The organism is Aliivibrio sifiae, from assembly GCF_002954715.1.
GTDB lineage: Bacteria > Pseudomonadota > Gammaproteobacteria > Enterobacterales > Vibrionaceae > Aliivibrio > Aliivibrio sifiae.
The window spans coordinates 489,703-510,859 of the sequence record NZ_MSCP01000001.1; the positions used below are offsets into that span (position 1 = coordinate 489,703).

Annotated in this window: 20 protein-coding genes and 1 tRNA gene; 10 read left to right on the forward strand and 11 right to left on the reverse strand. The window is 38.6% G+C overall.

All coding sequences use genetic code 11. From position 1 onward, the window contains the following. The first annotated feature begins 10 nt into the window (after positions 1-10). Genes norW through BTO23_RS02200 form a run of 4 tightly spaced genes read left to right on the forward strand, consistent with a single transcriptional unit; the run spans position 11 to position 2,664 of the window. Positions 11-1,156: an NADH:flavorubredoxin reductase NorW gene (gene norW, locus BTO23_RS02185; RefSeq protein WP_061013004.1), complete on the forward strand. Its 1,146-nt coding sequence runs from the start codon at positions 11-13 to the stop codon at positions 1,154-1,156. An 11-nt stretch (positions 1,157-1,167) separates the two neighbouring features. After that, positions 1,168-1,941, forward strand: a complete 774-nt coding sequence (locus BTO23_RS02190) for a ferredoxin--NADP reductase (RefSeq protein WP_061013002.1) — start codon at positions 1,168-1,170, stop codon at positions 1,939-1,941. A 54-nt stretch (positions 1,942-1,995) separates the two neighbouring features. Further along, on the forward strand, positions 1,996-2,331 hold the full coding sequence (locus tag BTO23_RS02195; RefSeq protein WP_061012999.1) for a TehB family protein: 336 nt from the start codon (positions 1,996-1,998) through the stop codon (positions 2,329-2,331). Positions 2,332-2,391: 60 nt separating this feature from the next. Beyond that, positions 2,392-2,664 carry a hypothetical protein gene (locus BTO23_RS02200; protein WP_060991489.1) on the forward strand — a complete coding sequence of 91 codons (273 nt, stop codon included), beginning with the start codon at positions 2,392-2,394 and terminating at the stop codon, positions 2,662-2,664. An 89-nt stretch (positions 2,665-2,753) separates the two neighbouring features. Here BTO23_RS02200 and BTO23_RS02205 read toward each other — a convergent pair whose 3' ends face one another. Further along, the gene (locus BTO23_RS02205; RefSeq protein WP_105055154.1) at positions 2,754-2,927 is read right to left on the reverse strand and encodes a hypothetical protein; all 174 of its coding nucleotides are present in this window, start codon (positions 2,925-2,927) and stop codon (positions 2,754-2,756) included. Positions 2,928-3,027: 100 nt separating this feature from the next. Further along, on the reverse strand, positions 3,028-3,648 hold the full coding sequence (locus BTO23_RS02210) for a pseudouridine synthase (protein ID WP_105062872.1): 621 nt from the start codon (positions 3,646-3,648) through the stop codon (positions 3,028-3,030). A 170-nt stretch (positions 3,649-3,818) separates the two neighbouring features. Here BTO23_RS02210 and BTO23_RS02215 point away from each other — a divergent pair, with 170 nt between their 5' ends. Beyond that, positions 3,819-6,047 carry an NADP-dependent isocitrate dehydrogenase gene (locus BTO23_RS02215; protein WP_061012998.1) on the forward strand — a complete coding sequence of 743 codons (2,229 nt, stop codon included), beginning with the start codon at positions 3,819-3,821 and terminating at the stop codon, positions 6,045-6,047. Between the two features lie 100 nt (positions 6,048-6,147). Here the strand turns inward: BTO23_RS02215 and BTO23_RS02220 are convergent, their stop codons facing one another. The 4 genes from BTO23_RS02220 to folD all read right to left on the reverse strand — a co-directional run bounded on the left by BTO23_RS02220 (position 6,148) and on the right by folD (position 11,998). Further along, the gene (locus BTO23_RS02220) at positions 6,148-7,665 is read right to left on the reverse strand and encodes a SpoVR family protein (RefSeq protein WP_060991486.1); all 1,518 of its coding nucleotides are present in this window, start codon (positions 7,663-7,665) and stop codon (positions 6,148-6,150) included. 8 nt (positions 7,666-7,673) lie between these two features. Beyond that, positions 7,674-8,942, reverse strand: a complete 1,269-nt coding sequence (locus BTO23_RS02225; protein ID WP_061012996.1) for a YeaH/YhbH family protein — start codon at positions 8,940-8,942, stop codon at positions 7,674-7,676. A 77-nt stretch (positions 8,943-9,019) separates the two neighbouring features. Continuing rightward, positions 9,020-10,954 (reverse strand): PrkA family serine protein kinase, encoded by a 1,935-nt coding sequence (locus BTO23_RS02230; protein WP_061002935.1) that lies wholly within the window; start codon positions 10,952-10,954, stop codon positions 9,020-9,022. A gap of 186 nt (positions 10,955-11,140) precedes the next feature. Then, positions 11,141-11,998 carry a bifunctional methylenetetrahydrofolate dehydrogenase/methenyltetrahydrofolate cyclohydrolase FolD gene (folD, locus tag BTO23_RS02235; protein WP_060991483.1) on the reverse strand — a complete coding sequence of 286 codons (858 nt, stop codon included), beginning with the start codon at positions 11,996-11,998 and terminating at the stop codon, positions 11,141-11,143. Positions 11,999-12,262: 264 nt separating this feature from the next. Between folD and BTO23_RS02240 the strand changes: the two genes are divergently transcribed. Both BTO23_RS02240 and BTO23_RS02245 read left to right on the forward strand, forming a co-directional pair. Beyond that, positions 12,263-12,339, forward strand: a tRNA-Arg gene (locus BTO23_RS02240). Between the two features lie 109 nt (positions 12,340-12,448). After that, positions 12,449-13,906, forward strand: coding sequence for a protein adenylyltransferase SelO (locus tag BTO23_RS02245; RefSeq protein ID WP_105062873.1), 1,458 nt, complete (start codon positions 12,449-12,451; stop codon positions 13,904-13,906). A gap of 50 nt (positions 13,907-13,956) precedes the next feature. Here the strand turns inward: BTO23_RS02245 and BTO23_RS02250 are convergent, their stop codons facing one another. Together BTO23_RS02250 and cspD are read right to left on the reverse strand one after the other, a co-directional pair. Next, positions 13,957-14,493, reverse strand: coding sequence for a DUF4136 domain-containing protein (locus BTO23_RS02250; protein ID WP_060991481.1), 537 nt, complete (start codon positions 14,491-14,493; stop codon positions 13,957-13,959). A gap of 119 nt (positions 14,494-14,612) precedes the next feature. Beyond that, positions 14,613-14,834, reverse strand: coding sequence for a cold shock domain-containing protein CspD (gene cspD, locus BTO23_RS02255; protein WP_060991480.1), 222 nt, complete (start codon positions 14,832-14,834; stop codon positions 14,613-14,615). A 395-nt stretch (positions 14,835-15,229) separates the two neighbouring features. Here cspD and clpS point away from each other — a divergent pair, with 395 nt between their 5' ends. Beyond that, positions 15,230-15,550, forward strand: a complete 321-nt coding sequence (gene clpS / locus BTO23_RS02260; RefSeq protein ID WP_060991479.1) for an ATP-dependent Clp protease adapter ClpS — start codon at positions 15,230-15,232, stop codon at positions 15,548-15,550. Positions 15,551-15,593: 43 nt separating this feature from the next. Then, positions 15,594-17,846, forward strand: coding sequence for an ATP-dependent Clp protease ATP-binding subunit ClpA (gene clpA, locus BTO23_RS02265; protein WP_060991478.1), 2,253 nt, complete (start codon positions 15,594-15,596; stop codon positions 17,844-17,846). 94 nt (positions 17,847-17,940) lie between these two features. Here the strand turns inward: clpA and infA are convergent, their stop codons facing one another. The 3 genes from infA to aat form a co-directional block, all read right to left on the reverse strand. Continuing rightward, positions 17,941-18,159, reverse strand: a complete 219-nt coding sequence (infA, locus tag BTO23_RS02270; RefSeq protein WP_005420180.1) for a translation initiation factor IF-1 — start codon at positions 18,157-18,159, stop codon at positions 17,941-17,943. 89 nt (positions 18,160-18,248) lie between these two features. Next, entirely contained in the window at positions 18,249-18,941 is a 693-nt protein-coding gene (locus tag BTO23_RS02275; protein ID WP_105062874.1) for an arginyltransferase, read from the reverse strand. Between the two features lie 2 nt (positions 18,942-18,943). Further along, complete coding sequence (gene aat, locus BTO23_RS02280) at positions 18,944-19,657, reverse strand: leucyl/phenylalanyl-tRNA--protein transferase (protein WP_060991476.1); 714 nt, start codon at positions 19,655-19,657, stop codon at positions 18,944-18,946. Between the two features lie 196 nt (positions 19,658-19,853). Between aat and aroA the strand changes: the two genes are divergently transcribed. Further along, positions 19,854-21,134: a 3-phosphoshikimate 1-carboxyvinyltransferase gene (gene aroA, locus BTO23_RS02285; RefSeq protein ID WP_060991475.1), complete on the forward strand. Its 1,281-nt coding sequence runs from the start codon at positions 19,854-19,856 to the stop codon at positions 21,132-21,134. Positions 21,135-21,157 lie beyond the last annotated feature (23 nt).

A 21,157-nucleotide genomic window follows, 5' to 3' on the forward strand; every position in this document is an offset into this window, starting at 1 on the left:
GAGTGAAATAATGAGTTTACCAATCGTTATTATTGGTAGTGGTTTTGCGTCTTACCAGTTAATTAAAACCATTCGTCGAACTAACAGTGATTGTCTAATTCATGTATTTACGAATGACAGTGGTGACGACTATAACAAGCCAGACTTGAGTCATGTATTTTCAAAACAGCAGAACCCAGAAGATGTGATTACATTATCTGGCGGGGATTTTGCTGAGCAATACAATGTTATTTTACATACGCATGCCTTCGTTGAGTCGATAGATACTGAGAACCAAACAATTACTGTAAATGGTGAGCTGCATACTTATGGAAAGTTAGTATTAGCGACAGGCTCCCAAACATTTATTCCACCTTTTCATGGTGATGGATGTGAAGATATCCTGACGTTAAATAGCCTAAAAGAATTTTCCGGTATTCAACAAAAAGTATTGGGATCTAAAAAAGTACTTGTTGTTGGTGGTGGTTTAATTGGTACGGAACTCGCGATGGATTTAGCGAATTCAGGAAAAATGGTTACTTTGGTTGAACCAAATAGCCATTTACTCGCCAATATGATCCCTGACTTTATTTCACTGCCACTTGAAAAAGCATGCAGAGAAAAAGGAGTCACCGTCACTTTGTCGGATTGTGTACAAGCGGTAAATAAACAAGATAACGGATATCGAGTAACGACAACGAATGGTCAATCGTACTTAGTGGATTGCGTTATATCAGCCGCTGGCCTAAAGCCAAATACGCAGCTAGCGAGAGAGGCAGATATAATGGTTAACCGAGGCGTTGTTGTTGATTCAATGCTGCAAACATCGGCTAAAAATGTCTATGCGTTAGGCGATTGTGCTGAAATTGAAGGCAAGGTAATGGCGTATCTTCAGCCAATACTATTGAGTGCGAATGCGTTAGCTAAAACCTTATCGGGTACCGAAACTGCATTGGTATTACCAAATATGATGGTGAAGGTGAAAACGCCACATTATCCAATCCAGCTTGCGGGCAATACATCAGTCGAGATTGAACGCTGGTCTGTTGATATTGATACGCAAGGGTTATGTGCTAAAGCTTACAATGCTAATAACCAGTTAACTGGATTTGTGGTAACCAATGAATTAATTAAGAACGCATTTCCTTTATTTAGAGAGATAAATACGACGAATTAAAGAGGTGAACTATGACAGAAATTCCTCATGGCTTAATTAAAGGTGTTGTTTTAAAGCGTCATGACTGGACAACACGCTTGTTTAGTTTGTTTGTTGAAGCGCCGATTAATACTTATCAGGCAGGACAATTCACCAAGTTGGCATTACCTGATGGGCATGGCGATTGGGTAAGGAGAGCTTATTCCATCGTGAATAATCCAAAGCAGATGGAAGGTCACCAACAAATGGAATTTCTGATCATTGCGGATGAAAGCGGGGAGCTATCACCTCGCCTTAAGGCTCTTAATTCTGGCGACGAGATTTTTGTTGGTAAAGAAGCTTCAGGGTTTATGACCATTAATGAGATGCCTCAAGGTGTAGAGGATTTATGGTTATTATCGACAGGAACGGCAATAGGACCATTTATCTCTATATTGGAAACACCATTACTTGAAATTCGATTTAAAAATATTGTGTTAGTTCATGCAGTAAGAGCGCAATCTGAGTTGATTTATCAAGAGAGAATCCAACAACTATTTAATAGATACAACAAGAGGTTTCATTATGTACCAATTGTTTCTAGAGAACATGTCACCGGAACTTTATGTGGACGAATCCCGACTTTACTGCTCAACAGAGAGCTCGAAAAAAGTGCCCAATGTCAGCTTAGTAAAGCGCATAGTTTCTTATACATCTGCGGCAACCCTAACATGGTTAAAGACACATCTGATGCGCTAAAAGAGTTAGGTTTTAACAAACATCTTCGTCGTAAATTAGGACAATTTAGTTCTGAGAACTATTGGTAACTATCAATAAGCATATGATGAAGAAAGAATAAAAATTTATTTGGAGAAATTATCATGAGCCATTTACGTATTCCTAAAAATTGGACAATCCAACGTTCTACTCCATTTTTCACAAAAGATACTGTGCCAGAGGCATTGCTAACTCACCATAATACGGCTGCCGAGGTATTTGGTCAGTTATGTGTAATGGAAGGCGTGGTCACCTATTATGGTTTTGCTGATTCTGAAGCGACAGAACCTGAAATAAAAGTTGTAATTAATGCAGGGCAGTTTGCTACAAGTCCACCGCGGTATTGGCACCGTATTGAGTTAAGTGATGATGCTCAATTCAATATCAATTTTTGGTCAGACCAAGATAAAACAGGTAAGAAAATGTTCAGTGCTAAATAATTTACGCCTCTTTCTTTGCATTTATGGCATAGTAGGCAAAATTATTAAGCGAGAAGTAAGATGACAGATCAACAAGACGATTTCATGACGGAAGAAACACTAATTGAAACCGTAAAAAATCAAATTGAAGACGGTAGCCCAATCGCAGTAAAAGAGACGTTAATGCGTTTAGTTATGACGGGTAATCCTCGTGAAGATGCGATTGAAATGATGGCATGTGCTTTGGCTGTTGAAGTGTTTGATGTAATGAAGAATGGCGCTGAATTCAATCAAAAGCGTTATAAAGAAAATCTAGAATCATTACCAGACATGAGCTTCATGGGTGATGAATAATAGTAATAACGATTATTTTAATCGGTATTAAAGACAAAAAGGGCTAATAGTATTAATACTATTAGCCCTTTTTGTATATTGCAGTATGCCTAGTTTGCGCAGCCAATTTCACCAGTTAACATGCAGTTTTGTTGCTGTTTTTCTTGATTGTCATAGTGTTCATTTGTTAACTCAACAGAATTAATGTCTTCTCTATCTGCTGGAGCACAAGCACTTAAAAATAATACGCTAGCAATCCCTGCTACCTTGATGATTATGTTCATTTTTATTCCTTTACTCTTATCGTGTTTTCTTAATGTTAAGTTAAAAAACCTCAAACGGGTAGCTGTTTTTAACTTATTTTTTACATTTGTATTTATTATTCTAAAGTGAGACTTCTTTCCATTCTCCATGAGGAACGTCTTGAATGGTCCAATCGCCCATTGAATAACGGATCAAACGTAATGTTGGGAACCCAATATGTGCAGTCATACGACGAACTTGGCGATTACGTCCTTCAATAATAGTAAGTGCTATCCATGTTGTTGGAATGGCGGCACGAAATCGAACCGGAGGGGTGCGCTCCCATAAATCAGGAGTGTCGATAACTTCAACTTTAGCGGGAAGTGTCATACCGTCTTTTAATTCAACACCTTGACGAAGTTTTTCTAAGTCCTCCTCTGTCGGTGCGCCTTCCACTTGTACCCAATATGTTTTTGGTGATTTAGATTCTGGTTGCGTTAAACGAGCTTGAAGTACACCATCATTAGTCAGGATCAATAAACCTTCACTGTCGCGATCGAGGCGGCCAGCGGCATAAACGTCTTTTACTGAAATAAAATCTGCGAGAGTCTGACGATGTTGGTCATCGGTAAATTGACTCAGTACATCAAAAGGTTTATTAAAGATAAGGACTTTACGATCTTTTGGTGCAGGGCGTGGCTTTTGGGTATTTTTTTTCTTAAAGGCCGGTTTTTTCCAATTTGGAGAACGCTTAAATGTCATGTTAAGTACCTTGCAAAATTGTAAAGCTTTTGTGGTGTTTAGTTTTAAAGTTCGCCGCTTTTCGCTATAGTACGCGCGTGAAACAAGAGACTAATAAAAATAAAGTCGGTAAATTACAAAACTCATTATACGTTTTGTTGTGGGTTTTGTGGATTAAATAGGGAAATTAAATGACAACGCAAAAATCTAAGATTATCTATACTATCACTGATGAAGCGCCAGCATTGGCGACACATTCACTTCTTCCAATTATCCAAGCATTTGCAGCGTCATCGGATATTGACGTTGATACGCGCGACATCTCACTTGCTGGTCGTGTAATTGCTAACTTTTCTGAGTATTTAACCGAAGAACAACGTATTAGTGATGCATTAGCAGAGCTTGGCGAATTAGCAAAAACGCCAGAAGCAAATATCATTAAACTTCCAAATATTAGTGCGTCAATTCCTCAACTTCATGCGGTAATTAAAGAGCTTCAAGCGAAAGGCTATGCTCTTCCTAATTACCCAGAAGAAGCAAAAACAGATGAAGAAAAAGCCGTTAAAGCGGTTTATGACAAGATTAAAGGTTCTGCGGTAAACCCTGTTCTTCGTGAAGGTAACTCTGACCGTCGTGCGCCTGGTGCAGTTAAGCAATATGCTCGTAATAACCCACACTCAATGGGTGCATGGGCTACAGATTCTAAATCACACGTAGCAAGCATGAGTGAAGGAGACTTTTACTCAAGCGAAAAATCAGTAACGATTGATGGTGCGACCAACGTAACTATCGAGTTTGTTGCTGCGAATGGTGATGTTATTGTTCTTAAAGAAGGCTTAGCGCTAAAAGATAAAGAGATCATTGATGGCTCTTGTTTGAGTAAAAAAGCGTTAGTTGAATTCTTCGAAGCTGAAATCAAAAAAGCGAAAGAGGAAGATGTTCTGCTTTCTTTGCATATGAAAGCAACCATGATGAAAGTATCAGATCCTGTTATTTTTGGTCATGCCGTAAAAGTGTTCTATAAAGAGGTGTTTGCAAAACATGCTGCGACATTTGAAAAGCTAGGTGTTGATGCAAATAATGGTGTAGGGGATGTTTACACTAAAATAGCCTCATTGCCAGAAGCTGAAAAAGCAACGATTGAAGCTGATCTTGCAGCTGTTTACGAATATCAACCAGAGCTTGCAATGGTCGATTCCGACCGTGGTATCACGAATCTTCATGTACCAAGTGATGTGATCATTGATGCTTCTATGCCTGCTGCATTACGTACTTCAGGTCGTATGTGGGGGCCAGATGGTCAATTAAAAGATACTAAAGCGATGATCCCAGATCGTTGTTATGCCGGTGTTTATCAAGCCGTGATTGAATTCTGTAAAGCGAATGGTGCATTTGACCCAACAACAATGGGTTCTGTACCAAACGTAGGCCTAATGGCCCAAAAAGCAGAAGAATACGGTTCTCATGATAAGACATTCATTCTTCCTGAAGCGGGCATTGTTCGAGTTATTGATGGTGCTGGTATAGCACTGATTGAACACTCGGTAGGTGAAGGCGATATCTGGCGTATGTGTCAGGCAAAAGATGCACCAATTCAAGATTGGGTTAAATTAGCAGTAAATCGTGCTCGTGCAACAGGTACTCCAGCTATTTTCTGGCTTGATGCAAATCGTGCTCATGATGCTGAGTTGATTAAGAAGGTAAATACTTATCTTGCTGATCACGATACAACAGGTCTTGATATTCAAATACTGTCTCCTGTTGCAGCCACTGAATATACGTTAGCGCGTATTATTAAAGGTGAAGATACTATCTCTGTAACGGGTAATGTACTGCGTGATTACCTAACGGATCTATTCCCAATTTTAGAGCTTGGTACATCAGCGAAAATGCTGTCTATTGTTCCTCTTATGAATGGTGGTGGCCTGTTTGAAACTGGTGCTGGTGGTTCTGCTCCAAAACACGTTCAGCAGTTTGAAAAAGAAAACCATTTACGTTGGGATTCTCTAGGTGAGTTCTTAGCATTAGCAGCATCGTTTGAGCATTTAAGCGTTACGACGGGCAATGCAAAAGCACAAATCCTTGCAGATACGCTAGATGCTGCAACATCTAAGTTCCTTGAGACGAATAAGTCACCATCTCGTCGTGTCGGTGAGTTAGATAACCGTGGTAGCCACTTCTATCTAGCAATGTATTGGGCTCAAGAATTAGCAGCACAAACAAAAGATGCAGAACTTCAAGCTTACTTTGGTTCATTAGCTGAAACATTAACATCTAATGAAGCAAAAATTGTGGATGAGTTAAATGCAGCGCAAGGTGCTGTTGGTAACGTCGGTGGTTATTTCCAACCCGTTGCTGAACTAGCAGCAAAAGAGATGCGTCCAAGTGCGACATTAAATGCAGCGCTAGCGTCAATCTAATATCGGAAAACTTCTCTATAATAAAGAGCGGTTAAAATGAAAAGCCTTGAAGTATTACTACTTCAAGGCTTTTTTGTGCTTGAATAATCAAGAATAAGTATCAAATACTCGTATTGTAGTAATTACGTTTTGGGCAAGAAGAAATGATTTCTGCTCGGTTAAATGAAATAACTTCTTCAAGCACAACATCAAACCCCCATAAACGGTGTAAATGTTTCATCACTTCAGCATGACTCTTATCTAATGGGATTCTATTGTGGGGAATATGTCTGAGCGTTAAAGAACGGTCCCCTCTCACATCTACATTCCATACTTGAATATTAGGTTCTAAATTACTTAGATTATATTGAGCAGCTAACTTCTCCCTTATTTCTCGATAGCCTGTTTCATCGTGAATCGCGTTGACTTCAATATGCTTATTTTTATCGTTATCTAGAATCGAAAATAATTTAAATTCACGAATAAGCTTTGGCGATAAATACTGACTAATGAAGCTTTCATCTTTAAAATTATGCATCGCGAAATGTACGGCATCGAGCCAGTCACTACCGGCTAATTCAGGAAACCATTCTTTATCTTCATCTGTCGGTTCTTCGCAAATTCGGCGGATGTCTTGGAACATAGCGAAGCCTAACGCGTAGGGATTAATGCCACTGAAATAAGGACTGTTGTAAGCCGGTTGCGCGACGACATTTGTATGGCTATGTAAGAATTCTAAAATGAATTTTTCAGAGACTAGCCCATCATCATATAAATGGTTCAAAATAGTGTAATGCCAGAAGGTGGCCCAGCCTTCATTCATCACTTGGGTTTGTTTTTGAGGATAAAAATACTGGCTGATTTTTCTTATAATCCTAACCACTTCTCGTTGCCATGATTCAAGTAATGGTGCGTGTTTCTCTATGAAATAAAGAATATTTTCTTGCGGCTCGGAAGGGAATCGTATTTTTTCTTCATTGTTTTCCTCTTTTGATTTTGGTACGGTTCGCCATAGGTCATTTACTTGAGATTGAAGGTAAGACTCTCTGTCTTCTTGACGAATTTTTTCTTCTGCGATAGAAATTTTCTCAGGACGTTTATAGCGATCAACGCCGTAATTCATTAATGCATGACAAGAATCGAGGATTTTTTCTACCTCATCTGCCCCATATTTTTCTTCACATTGGGTTAAGTATTGTTGAGCAAATAATAGATAATCAACAATAGAACTGGCGTCTGTCCATGTTTGGAAAAGGTAGTTACCTTTAAAAAAAGAATTATGTCCATAACACGCATGAGCCATTACTAAGGCTTGCATTGTGATGGTGTTTTCTTCCATTAGATAGGCAATACATGGAGAGGAGTTAATTACAATCTCATACGCTAGTCCCATTTGGCCATGTTTATAGTTTTGCTCTGTTTGAATGAATTTTTTACCAAAAGACCAATGATGGTAGTTTATTGGCATACCTACGCTAGAGTAAGCATCCATCATTTGTTCTGCCGTGATGATTTCAATCTGATTGGGGTAAGTATCAAGGCGGTAGTGTTGCGCGACCTTTTTTATTTCCACATGATACTGCTCTAATATTTGAAAGGTCCAATCTGGCCCGTCAGGTAGCATTGCTTTCCTTTTCATAGTGCCTCCTAAGCCAATTGTTTTTGAAATAACTCTCTGAAAATAGGATAAATATCTTCAACCGATCGAATGTTTTTCATCGCAAAATTATCAAATCCTTGAGTGAGTTTTTCATATTCTGTCCACAAGGTCTGATGGTGGCGTTTGGTTATTTCAATGTAAGAGTAATACTGGCAATAAGGGAGAATAGATGCGGTAAGCAACTCTTTACATTTTGGTGAATCATCTGCCCAATTATCCCCATCAGAGGCTTGTGCTGCATAGATATTCCATTCATTGACAGGGAATCGCTCAGCAATTACTTCTTTCATTAGTCTTAATGCACTGGAGACCATTGTTCCTCCCGTTTCTTGGGAGTAGAAAAAATCGTGTTCATCAACTTCTTTTGCTTGAGTATGATGGCGAATAAAAACGACTTCGACATTTTCATAGGTACGAGTAAGGAAAAGATAAAGCAGTACATAAAAACGTTTAGCGATGTCTTTCGTTGCTTGATCCATTGAACCTGACACGTCCATTAAACAGAACATGACCGCCTGACTTGATGGAATAGGGGTGCGCTCGTAATTTTTATAACGTAAATCAAAAGAATCAATATAAGGCACGTTCTTAATTCTTTCTCGTAATGTTTCGATTTCTTCTTTCATCTTACGTACTGAGAGAGGTTGAGCTGGTTCGCTGTTTTTAATCTCCTCTAACTCTTTTTCTAATTGAGTAAGCAGTCGTTTTTTCCCTGCCGTCATGGCGGTTCTACGAGCAAGAGATTGTTGTAATGAACGAACAATATCGATATTAGAAGGGACGCCAGCCGTTTGGTAGCCTGCTCGGTGAGTTTCCCACTCTGTAATTTTTTGAACTTGATTCTTTTCTAAATTAGGTAGTTCAAGTTCTTCAAATAGGATATCTAGATATTCATCTTTGGAGATTTGAAAACTAAACTCATCTTCACCCTCTCCATCAGCACTGGCGTCGCCATCTCCAGCACCGCCGCCACTGCCTCCTTGTGGACGTTCTATTTTATCGCCTCTGATGAACTGATCGTTACCAGGAAGGATGCGTTCTCGTACGCCTCCTTGACCTTGGTGAAAAACAGGCTCGGATATATCTCCCTTAGGAATAGAGATACTTTCACCGTCTTCTATATTTGTTACTGAACGTTGATTAACGGCATCAGAGACGGCACGTTTAATCTGTTCTTGATGACGGCGGATAAAGCGCTGTCTGTTGACGGTACTTTTCTTTTTCCCGTTTAATCTTCTATCAATAAATTGAGCCATTAGTTACCCCTTATTTTGCTAGGGGCAGCTCATTAAGTAATGAGCTGCAACATAATCTCGAAAATAAAAGAGTTTTATTATGAAGATTTACGCACACGTAAGTACCATTCCGCTAGTAAGCGAACTTGTTTTTTGGTGTAGCCTTTTTCCATCATCCGAGCAACAAAATCGTCGTGTTTTTTCTGATCATCAGTGGATGTTTTTCCATTAAATGAAATCACAGGCAGTAGATCTTCGGTATTTGAGAACATTTTCTTCTCAATAACGACACGCAGCTTTTCGTAACTTGTCCATATTGGATTTTGGCCATTATTATTGGCTTTAGCACGCAGAACAAAATTTACGATTTCGTTTCGGAAATCTTTTGGATTACTTATTCCAGCTGTTTTCTCTATTTTTTCTAGCTCATCATTCAGAGCTGAACGATCAAATAATTGACCTGTATCTGGATCTCGATATTCTTGATCTTGGATCCAAAAATCAGCATAGACAACGTAACGGTCAAAGATGTTCTGACCATACTCAGAGTAAGATTCAAGATAGGCGGTTTGAATTTCTTTACCGATAAATTCAACGTATTTAGGTACTAAAAATCCTTTTACAAATTCGGTGTATTTGTCTGCAATGTCTTGAGCAAACTGTTCACGTTCGATTTGTTGTTCTATGACGTAGAAAAGGTGGACAGGGTTCGCTGCAACTTCAGTTTGATCAAAGTTAAATACACGAGAAAGGATTTTAAAGGCAAATCGAGTTGATAAGCCTGACATCCCTTCATCGACTCCTGCGAAGTCTTTATATTCTTGGTAACTTTTGGCTTTTGGATCGGTATCTTTTAGTGTTTCACCATCATAAACACGCATTTTAGAGAACAGTGATGAATTTTCAGGATCTTTAAGGCGAGACAATATAGAGAACTGAGCCAAAATATCTAAGGTACTTGGGGCACAAGGGGCATGATAAAGTTCACTGTGTTCAAGTAGTTTTTGGTAAATTCGAACTTCTTCTGAAACACGTAAACAATAAGGGACTTTGACGATATAAACCCTATCTAAAAAGGCTTCATTGTTTTTATTGTTTCGGAAAGTTTGCCATTCTGACTCATTTGAGTGCGCTAAAATCATGCCATCAAAAGGCAGGGCTGATAATCCTTCTGTACCGTTGAAGTTACCTTCTTGTGTTGCTGTTAGTAGAGGGTGAAGTACTTTGATTGGCGCTTTAAACATCTCTACAAACTCCATTAAGCCTTGGTTAGCTTTACATAAGGAGCCTGAGTAACTATATGCATCGGGGTCATCTTGGGCAAAATGCTCTAATTGACGAATATCTACTTTACCAACAAGAGATGAGATATCTTGATTGTTTTCATCACCCGGTTCTGTTTTTGCTATCCCGATTTGGTCGATAATTGATGGGTGAACTTTGATCACTTTAAATTTGGTAATGTCACCACCGAACTCATGTAATCGCTTTGCTGCCCACGGAGACATAATTGAACGTAGATTGCGAGGCTCAATTCCGTATTCTTTTTTTAGTAACTCGCCATCTTCTGTGACATCAAATAAACAGAAAGGGTGGTCGTTGACAGGGCTTCGTTCTCCATTAGCACTCAAGACATAAATGGGTAACTTCTGCATTAAGCTTTTTAGTTTTTCAGCTAATGATGATTTACCGCCACCTACTGGACCTAATAGGTAAAGTACTTGTTTGCGCTCTTCGAGACCTTGGGCAGCATGTTTAAGGTAAGAAACAATTTGTTCAATTGGCTCCTCCATACCATAGAAGTCTTTAAAGGTCTTATAGCGAGAGATGACACGATTAGAAAAAATACGACTCAGCTGAGGATCAAGTGCAGTGTCGATTACTTCTGGTTCGCCAATAGCGATAAGAAGTCTTTCTGCTGCATTTGCATAAGCACTTTTGTCGTTACTACATAATGACAAGAAATCCTGCAGTGATATTTCTTCATCTTTTGCTGCTTCATAACGGGCTTGATAGTGGTCAAAAATACTCATATCCATTTCCTCTTGTCATCCATAGTTCCAAATCGTTCTTATCTAAGGTTAGTAACTAAACCCTTATTTTGTCCAAGAAAAAACTGAAAATAGAATAAAAATTAATTGAGAAATGTGGCAACGCGCAGGTATAAAAAAGGCGAACCTTAAAAAGTCGCCTATTGATATTTTTGTCACTTTATTTGATTATTTGCTGTGGTATTGCTCACAGGCCAGTAATGTATTTTCAATTAAGCTAGCAACTGTCATAGGGCCAACACCTCCTGGAACAGGAGTGATATAGCTTGCTTTTGTTTTTGCGACATCGTATTCAACGTCACCAATAAGCTTACCGCTGTCTAGGCGATTAATACCTACATCGACCACGACTGCGCCTTCTTTTATCCACTCACCAGGGATGAAGTTAGGTTTACCTACTGCAACCACTACCAGATCAGCTTGACGGATATGGTGCTCAAGATCTTTGGTGAATCGATGACAAGTGGTGGTGGTACAGCCCGCAAGTAGTAACTCAAGTGTCATTGGGCGACCAACGATGTTTGATGCACCAACAACAACAGCATGCATACCACGAACTTGAATATTGTAACGGTCAAGTAAAGTGATTATGCCTTTTGGCGTGCATGAACGGAGTTTCGGAATTCGTTGAGATAGGCGACCAACGTTGTATGGATGGAAACCATCAACGTCTTTTTCAGGGTCTATATGTTCTAAGATTTTAGTACTATCCATTCCTGCTGGAAGAGGAAGTTGAACTAAAATGCCATCAATTTCAGCATCTTGGTTTAATGTATCAATAATAGACAGTAATTCAGCTTCTGTTGTCGTTGTCGGCAAATCATAGGATTTTGAAACAAAACCAACTTCTTCACAAGCTCGGCGTTTACTGCCTACATAAACTTGAGAAGCGGGATCTTGCCCAACAAGTACAACAGCTAAGCCTGGAGCTCGAAGCCCTGCGTCGACTCTAGCTTTAACACGAGCGCCAACTTCTGAACGAACGGTTTGAGAAATTAGTTTTCCATCGATAATTTGAGCGGTCATAGTGTTCCTTTAGCGGTCTAATACTGATTGACCTGCTTATTGTCGCAGAAACAATAAGTAATTGCTATAACGCAAACGATTGCTTTTTCGTATTTAATATACTCGTATATTGTATTGATATTCACTTTACATCTAAAAAATGATTTTAAGCGAGAGTTTAGATCAAACAATGCACGATCTGTCCTTTTTTTCAGCATTCGGTAAGATAATGATAAGAAAAGGATTGATCTGATTTCGTATATTCGTATAATCCTACCCCATAGAGCGCCCTTAGCTCAGCTGGATAGAGCACCTCCCTTCTAAGGAGGTGGTCGAAGGTTCGAATCCTTCAGGGCGTACCAAATTGAAAAAGCCGCATTAACCTTATGGTTAGTGCGGCTTTTTTCATTTCTGTCATATCATTTATCAATATGCTAGCGTTACGATATTGCTCGTTAATGGAATGCACAAATGTCTTTTTGGAACGCTTTTTTGATTACTACCCGTTATTCTAAATTACCTCGCTGTCTCTTTACTCATGTAAATCCTAGTCCGTTAGATAATACGCGTTGGGTTATGTGGAATAGTGAGTTAGCTGAACAATTTGGATTACCGCTGATCCCTGATAATACTCCTGAATTGCTGTCTGCATTTTCAGGCGATAATCTCCCTTCTGTTTTTTCTCCTTTAGCAATGAAATATGCAGGACACCAGTTTGGTAGTTACAATCCAGACCTTGGAGACGGACGAGGACTTTTATTGGGCGAAATTATCGATAAATCAGGAGTTAGCTTTGATCTTCATCTAAAAGGTGCGGGACGAACGCCATATTCTCGTACTGGAGATGGTCGTGCTGTACTACGTTCAACTATCAGAGAATATTTGTGTAGTGAAGCTATGGTGGGGCTCAATATACCAACTACACGGGCTTTAGGAATGATGACAAGTGATACCGCTGTTTTTCGAGAAGGCTATGAAACAGGCGCATTATTAATTAGAGCCACTGAATCCCATATTCGATTTGGTCATTTTGAACATTTGTTTTATTCAAATTTATTGGCAGAACAAAAATTATTAGCGGATAAAGTGATTGAATGGCACTTTCCTGACTGCCTTGAATCAGATAGTCCTTATGCTGCAATGTTTGATGAGATTGTTGATCGCACTGCCTCTATGATTGCACAGTGGCAAGCTGTTGGGTTTGCACATGGTGTTATGAATACCGATAACATGTCGATTATAGGGCAAACGTTTGATTATGGTCCTTTTGGTTTCCTTGATGATTACGAGCCTAGTTATATTTGCAATCATTCTGATTATCAGGGGCGTTATGCATTTAATCAGCAACCCAGAATTGGCTTATGGAATTTGTCTGCTCTAGCACACTCTCTTTCTCCATTAATTGATAAATCAGACTTAGAATCCTCTTTGGCTCAATATGAAGCACAACTTCATGGTTACTTCAGCCAATTAATGAGAGATAAATTAGGACTTTATTCTAAACAAGAAGGGGATAGTCGATTATTTGAATCGATGTTTGAGTTGTTGTCGCAAAATGCGGTGGATTACACTCGATTTATGCGTTCACTTTCTTATTTGGATAGTAAAGACAAGCAAACCATTGTTGATCTGTTTGTTGACCGAGAAGCGGCAACGTTATGGGTGGATTTATATTTAACTCGCTGTGAATTGGAAGAGGATGGCGTTGAACTTCGCTGTGAGAAAATGAGAAGTGTAAATCCTAAATACATTCTTAGAAATTATTTGGCGCAGCAGGCAATTGATAAAGCTCAACAGGGCGATTTTAGTGAGCTAGAAATATTATCGTTATTATTAGAAAAGCCATTTGAAGAACATACTGAATTTGAACAATATGCTCAATTACCTCCTGAATGGGGTAAGAAGATGGAGATTAGTTGCTCCTCATAAAAATAATAAAGCAGCCAGATGGCTGCTTTATTATTTTATATTTCAGGCGCTTATTTTTTTAGATTATGCAACATAAACTCAGTCAATTCATCTAAAGACATTTTATTATCGGAATTGGTATAACCTTGCGCTAACACTGACCATTGTTGATATGGTTCATTTGGTAAAAAGATAGCGATGAAAATACTGGCCTTTTTTGAGTCGTCATTCTCAACACCAATTGGTTGTATCCCTGTTAATAGCCCCGTTTTTTCTAGGATATCTTCATCTTGAATGTTTTCTTCTAGACCTAAACCATAACCCACATAGAAATCGGCATCAGTCGCGTTATCGACAAATTGAAACCCTCTCTTTTCTAATGAGGATTTTAATGAGTGGGAAAATCGTTCTTCTGTATCTCTATTGTTTAATTCTTTATTTAAATAATTGGCGCTGATAGTGGGGTGCCAAGAGAACGTCTTTTTCCCTTGAAGCGTATTATTAATATCGCCAGTCGTAACTAAGTTTACCGTGCTTTTTTCTTGGTAGGTTTCGGACACACAGCCCGATAGAGTAAATAATAGAATAAGTGAGAGAATATATTTCAAATTAGCTACCTAGATGAATGAATGGAAGTCTTTAGAGCGTTTCTTAATCGATAGGTTCAAAAAAGGTGAGTATCGATACTCACCTTTAATATTATTTAATTAGCCATAATTACGTAATATTATTTTACAGTTTCACCTTCAAGTGGTTTGATTTCACTTGCATGAAAGCCTTTTGGGCCTTCATGGATTTCGTAGGTGACAGCTTGTCCTGCTTTTAATGTACGGTAGCCATCCATTTCTATTGTGGAATAATGAGCAAAAATATCCCCATCTTCTCCTTCTGGACAAATGAAGCCAAACCCTTTGGCGTTATTGAACCATTTAACTGTACCTGTTGCCATGCTATACATCCTTCTGCATTTTAAATTACCTAGCATAATATTTATCAATTAAGAATTTGCTTAATTGATAACCACTAACAAGTACACTCTATTAAATCTCAAGAGGGAGTCAAGTACATTCTGTTTACCTTTGTAACATTTGTGTTTAATATCATATTTGCGATTAACATTATTATCAGTAATATCAGATTGATAAATAAAGTGGAGATAAAGAAAAAAAGCCCCTATCCTTTACTTTAATATCGCTGTTTTTCTATTCGATTTTATGAAAAATAAGTGATAAAGACATGAAAATAGCATCTTTTGTTTGATGTAGTTCTCCGTCTAGATTAGGCTCAATAGCAGGGGGATACATTGAGTATCACAGAATGTTATTTAACTAATCAGTTGTCGACATGAGCAAATTATATGAATGGATTTCTCCTGATTCAGATGTTTTGGAGCAAGAGAAAACAGAGTTAAGACCACCATCTATGTATAAAGTGGTTTTAAATAATGATGATTACACTCCAATGGAGTTTGTTGTCGAAGTTTTAGATAAATATTTTTCCATGGATTTGGAAAAAGCGACACAATTAATGCTAACAGTGCATTATGAAGGGAAAGCAGTATGTGGGGTTTTTACTGCTGAAGTTGCTGAAACTAAAGTCGCGCAAGTTAATGAATATTCGCGTGATAATGAGCACCCACTACTGTGTACAATGGAACAAGCGTAAGTTTGTTCGTTACACCATATTTTTGGTGTTTTGGGAGGTTCCTATGCTAAATAAAGAATTAGAAGCGAGTTTAAATAGTGCGTTTGTTCGAGCACGAGAAAAGCGCCATGAGTTTATGACAGTAGAGCATTTGTTATTCGCTCTACTAGAAAACCCATCCGCCCATGAAGCTCTTTTAGCTTGCCATGCAGATTTAGGTGCATTGGCAACTGAAATTGATGAATTCATTACACAAACCACACCGCTTATTCCTGCTGATGATGAGAGCCGTGAAACTCAGCCAACATTAAGTTTTCAACGTGTTCTTCAACGTGCAGTTTTTCATGTCCAATCATCAGGTCGTAATGAAGTAACTGGAGCTAATGTACTTGTTGCTATTTTTAGCGAACAAGAATCACATGCCGCGTACCTCCTTAAAAAGAATGACATCAGCCGATTAGATATTGTTAACTTTATTTCACATGGTGCGCCTGAGCATCGTGATGAAAATTCTGATCCGAATAATGTTGAAGCTGCAGTAGAAGCTAACTCTGAAGATAAATTAGAAAGCTTTGCTATCAATTTAAACCAAGTGGCTAAAAATGGTGGGATTGACCCATTAATTGGACGTGATGAAGAATTAGAACGAACTGTTCAGGTTCTGTGTCGTCGTCGTAAAAATAACCCACTATTAGTAGGTGAAGCTGGGGTAGGTAAAACTGCTATTGCTGAAGGTCTTGCGTGGCGTATCGTTGAAGGGCAAGTTCCTGATGTTATCAAAGATTGTATTATTTACTCTTTAGATATTGGTTCATTACTTGCTGGTACTAAGTATCGTGGTGATTTTGAAAAGCGATTTAAGGCTATTTTAAAGCAGCTTGAGAAAGAAGAACATGCGATCTTATTTATTGATGAAATCCACACGATTATAGGTGCGGGTGCCGCTTCTGGTGGGCAAGTTGATGCAGCTAACTTAATTAAACCACTATTAAGTAGCGGAAAATTACGTTGTATCGGCTCAACGACTTACCAAGAACACAGTACGATTTTTGAAAAGGAGCGCGCTTTAGCTCGTCGTTTCCAAAAAATTGATGTTTTAGAGCCGTCTATTGATGACACAACTAAAATATTAATTGGTTTGAAAAGTAAATACGAAGAGCATCATGAAGTTCGCTATACCAATAAAGCCCTTCGTGCTGCGGTAGAGCTATCAGCAAAATACATTAATGAACGTCATTTACCAGATAAAGCAATTGATGTTATTGATGAAGCAGGGGCTCGTTGCCGTTTAACACCAGTAAGTCGTCGTAAGAAGACCATCAATGTTGCAGACATTGAAGCAATGGTAGCTAAAATGGCTCGTATTCCTGAGAAATCAGTATCTTCTAGTGATAAAGATGTACTGAAGAAACTAGATTCGAAGCTAAAAATGTTGGTATTTGGTCAAGATCACAGTATCGATGCTCTATGTGAAGCTATCAAACTTAGTCGAGCAGGGCTAGGTGCAGATAATAAACCTGTGGGTTCATTCTTGTTTGCTGGGCCAACAGGTGTTGGTAAAACAGAAGTAACCGTTCAATTAGCTAAAGCACTTGGTATTGAGCTTCTTCGTTTTGATATGTCTGAATACGGTGAGCAACATACGGTTAGTCGATTAATTGGTGCTCCTCCTGGCTATGTTGGTTATGAGCAAGGTGGATTATTAACAGATGCTGTAATTAAACATCCTCATTCAGTTGTTTTACTTGATGAGCTTGAGAAAGCACACCCAGATGTCTTTAACTTGCTTCTTCAAGTTATGGATAACGGGACCTTAACAGATAATAATGGTCGTAAAGCTGATTTCCGTAATGTTATTTTCGTAATGACAACGAATGCTGGTGTTCATGAAACGGTGAAAAAATCGATTGGTTTGATTCAACAAGATCATACAACCGATGCGATGGCTGCAATTAAGAAGATCTTCACCCCAGAGTTTAGAAACCGTCTAGATAATATCATTTGGTTCGAACACTTAAGTAAAGATGTTATTTCATTAGTTGTAGAGAAATTCATTGTTGAGTTACAAGTACAGTTAGATGCCCGTGGTGTATCAATGGAAGTATCGCAAGATGCAAAAGATTGGCTTGCTGATAAAGGATATGATAAATCGATGGGGGCACGGCCGATGGCTCGTGTTATTCAAGAGAACCTTAAGAAACCAATGGCAAACGAATTGTTATTTGGGGAGCTGGTAAACGGCGGTACGGTTCGCGTTAAACTAACTAAAGGTGAACTGGCTTTTGAGTTTACAAGTGAGACTGAAGCGGTTCATTAGTTAATGTTTAGATAATAAAAAACCCAGTCAATGACTGGGTTTTTTTGTATTATTTTAAAGCAAGTTAAAAAATTAACATGCTAAAAATGACAAATTAACGAGCACGGAAGACGATACGGCCTTTAGATAAATCGTAAGGAGTCATTTCAACTGTTACTTTGTCACCAGTAAGAATACGGATGTAGTTTTTACGCATTTTACCTGAGATATGAGCAGTAACAACGTGACCGTTTTCTAATTCTACGCGAAACATTGTGTTTGGTAGTGTATCTAGAACGGTGCCTTGCAGCTCAATTGCGTCTTCTTTTGCCATTGAATCCTCTTTATATAGATAGCTTTGGCTGATTTTTAAGCGGCCAATAATGCCCTTAAAAATGATGTATGTAAAGTTTGGTGGGCATTTTACCCCTGCCAGACCATATTTACTAGCTTTTGGTTAGGTTTATATCGATCTTTATATTTCATGGCTGGACAATCGTCTATTTGGTAACCAGGGTAGAGCCAGTTTTTTTGCAACTGCTTACATAACTTTAGTTGAATTAGGATAGAAACAGTACCTAGAGATAACACATGTTCAGGCTCAAAAAACGTATACATAGCACTGACTGAGTCGATTAAAATATCGGTTACAGCAATTGCGATAAGAATGTTGTTTTCATAAATATGAAGAAAGTGGCTAGGTAACCATTCTGCTTGAGAAAATTCAAAAAATTGTTCTTCGCTGGCAGGGAACATACTGCCTGATTGATGACGAGTGGTTATATATCGTTCATATAATGCGAACCATTCGTTATCCATTTCTGTTTTTACTTCCCAAGTAAACGCGGATAGTTTATTTAAAATTCGTTTTTGGCTTTTACTTGGTATGAATTCATTCGCGTTTATTCTTAAAGGTTGACAAGCATTACAAGCTTCGCACATCGGCTTATATACAGTAGAACCACTGCGTCGAAAACCCAAGCGAATCAAAGCTTGATAACCAAGAGGAGAATGAAGCTCTCTATCCATAGCTACACCAAGACGCTCTTGTTGTCCAGGGAGATAGCTACAAGGTCCCTCTGGAGTTAAACCCACTTGAAGAGAAAATTGACTCATGACTAGAAACTATTCCCAATTGGTTGTGGAAGATAACAGTGTGAACTTACTGTTTGGCTAGCTAGCTGATTCAATTTTATAGTGAAGTTGACTCTTTCCATTTCGACTGCTCCTAAACTTTCAAGGTGAGGGTTCATCATTTGGCAATCAATTAACTGTCCGCCAGAAGCCACAAAATGCTCACAAAATTTCCATAAGGCTATTTTAGATGCATTTGTTTTTAATGAGAACATAGACTCACCACAAAAAACTTGTCCTATTTGAAGACCATACAATCCGCCAATAAGCACATTATCAGACCATATTTCAACAGAGTGACAATGCCCTAATTTTGCTAGCTGTTTATAAGCTTGAATCATTTCAGGCATGATCCACGTTTCATCAGGACCTCGTGTGGAGGCGCATAGTTCAATCACTTGATTTGTCGATTTATTGATAGTGATTTCATAGTTTGATTTTCGGAAGAATTTTTTCAAACTTTTTGATGGTAAAAATAGGTCAGGTAGAAAAACACCTCTAATGCTTGGGCTCCACCATAAAATAGGATCATTCTCACTATACCAAGGGAAGATACCTTGTCGATAAGCATTTAATAACCGAGATACCGATAGATCGCCTCCCATAGCTAGTAAACCATCAGGTTCAGTTAATGCACTTTCAACATTAGGAAAGTGACTTGTTTCATTTGAATCAAGTTGTGGTAGATAAATAGTCATAAGTAAAAGAAATAGGATTCACTATTTTTAAGTAAAGAGGCAACATTGCCTCTGGTACAACGCTTTGGTTTTCGTTACTCTGAAAGTATGAAGAATAACAAAAAATAACAATGAAAGCTGAAACAGCTATGCAATAACTGAGTGAAATAGCAGGCATAGCATTATTATTTATTTGTACAGGAATTTTTACATAAACATGGAAAGCTTAACTCTTCAACCGATTTCAAAAATTGATGGCCAAATTAATCTACCTGGCTCAAAAAGTGTTTCCAACCGTGCGTTGTTATTAGCCGCGTTAGCGTCTGGAAAAACAAAACTAACTAATTTGCTTGATAGTGATGACATTCGTCACATGCTTAATGCATTAAAAGCGCTTGGTGTTGAATATACACTATCTGAAGATAAAACGGTTTGTGAAGTGACGGGCTTAGGTCGTGCTTTTGAACCGAAAGAAGCACTGGAACTTTTTCTTGGTAACGCAGGTACAGCAATGCGCCCATTAGCCGCAGCATTATGTTTGGGACGTGGTGAATTTGTACTTACTGGCGAACCTCGTATGAAGGAACGCCCAATTGGACATCTTGTAACTGCATTGAAAGCCGCAGGTGCAGATGTTGAATATTTAGAAAATGAAAATTACCCACCGCTAAAAATTAAAGGTACCGGCCTTAAAGGAGGAACTGTTGAGATTGATGGTTCTATCTCAAGTCAGTTTTTAACTGCTTTTTTAATGGCAGCACCATTATCAACAAAAGAGACAACCATTAATATAGTAGGTGATTTAGTCTCTAAACCATACATTGATATCACTTTAGATATTATGGCCACGTTTGGTGTTGAGATTGAGAATCAGAATTATCAGACATTTGTTGTTCCGGCTAATCAAACGTATGTCGCGCCGGGTGATTTTCTTGTTGAGGGGGACGCTTCGTCTGCGTCTTATTTCTTAGCAGCTGCAGCCATCAGAGGTGGAGCAGTAAAAGTCACTGGAATTGGTAAAAAAAGCATTCAAGGCGATGTTCAATTTGCTGATGCATTAGCAGCAATGGGCGCAGATATCGAATGGGGGGATGATTATGTCATTGCTCGAAAAGGGGAATTAAAAGCCGTTGATATGGATTTTAATCATATCCCTGATGCAGCTATGACTATTGCCACTGCCGCTCTTTTTGCACAAGGGACAACATCAATTCGCAATGTGTATAATTGGCGTGTAAAAGAAACCGATCGTTTGACTGCGATGGCAACTGAATTGAGAAAAGTCGGTGCTAAAGTAGAAGAAGGTGAGGATTATATTACGATCACACCACCAGAAAAATTACAGCATGCAGCCATTGATACTTATGACGATCACCGTATGGCAATGTGTTTTTCTTTAGTTGCTCTTAGTGATACCCCTGTGACGATTAATGATCCCGGCTGTACTTCAAAAACTTTCCCTGACTATTTTGATAAAATGAAAGAACTTAGTGCGTAATTCATAGTGTAAAAGCAATTAAA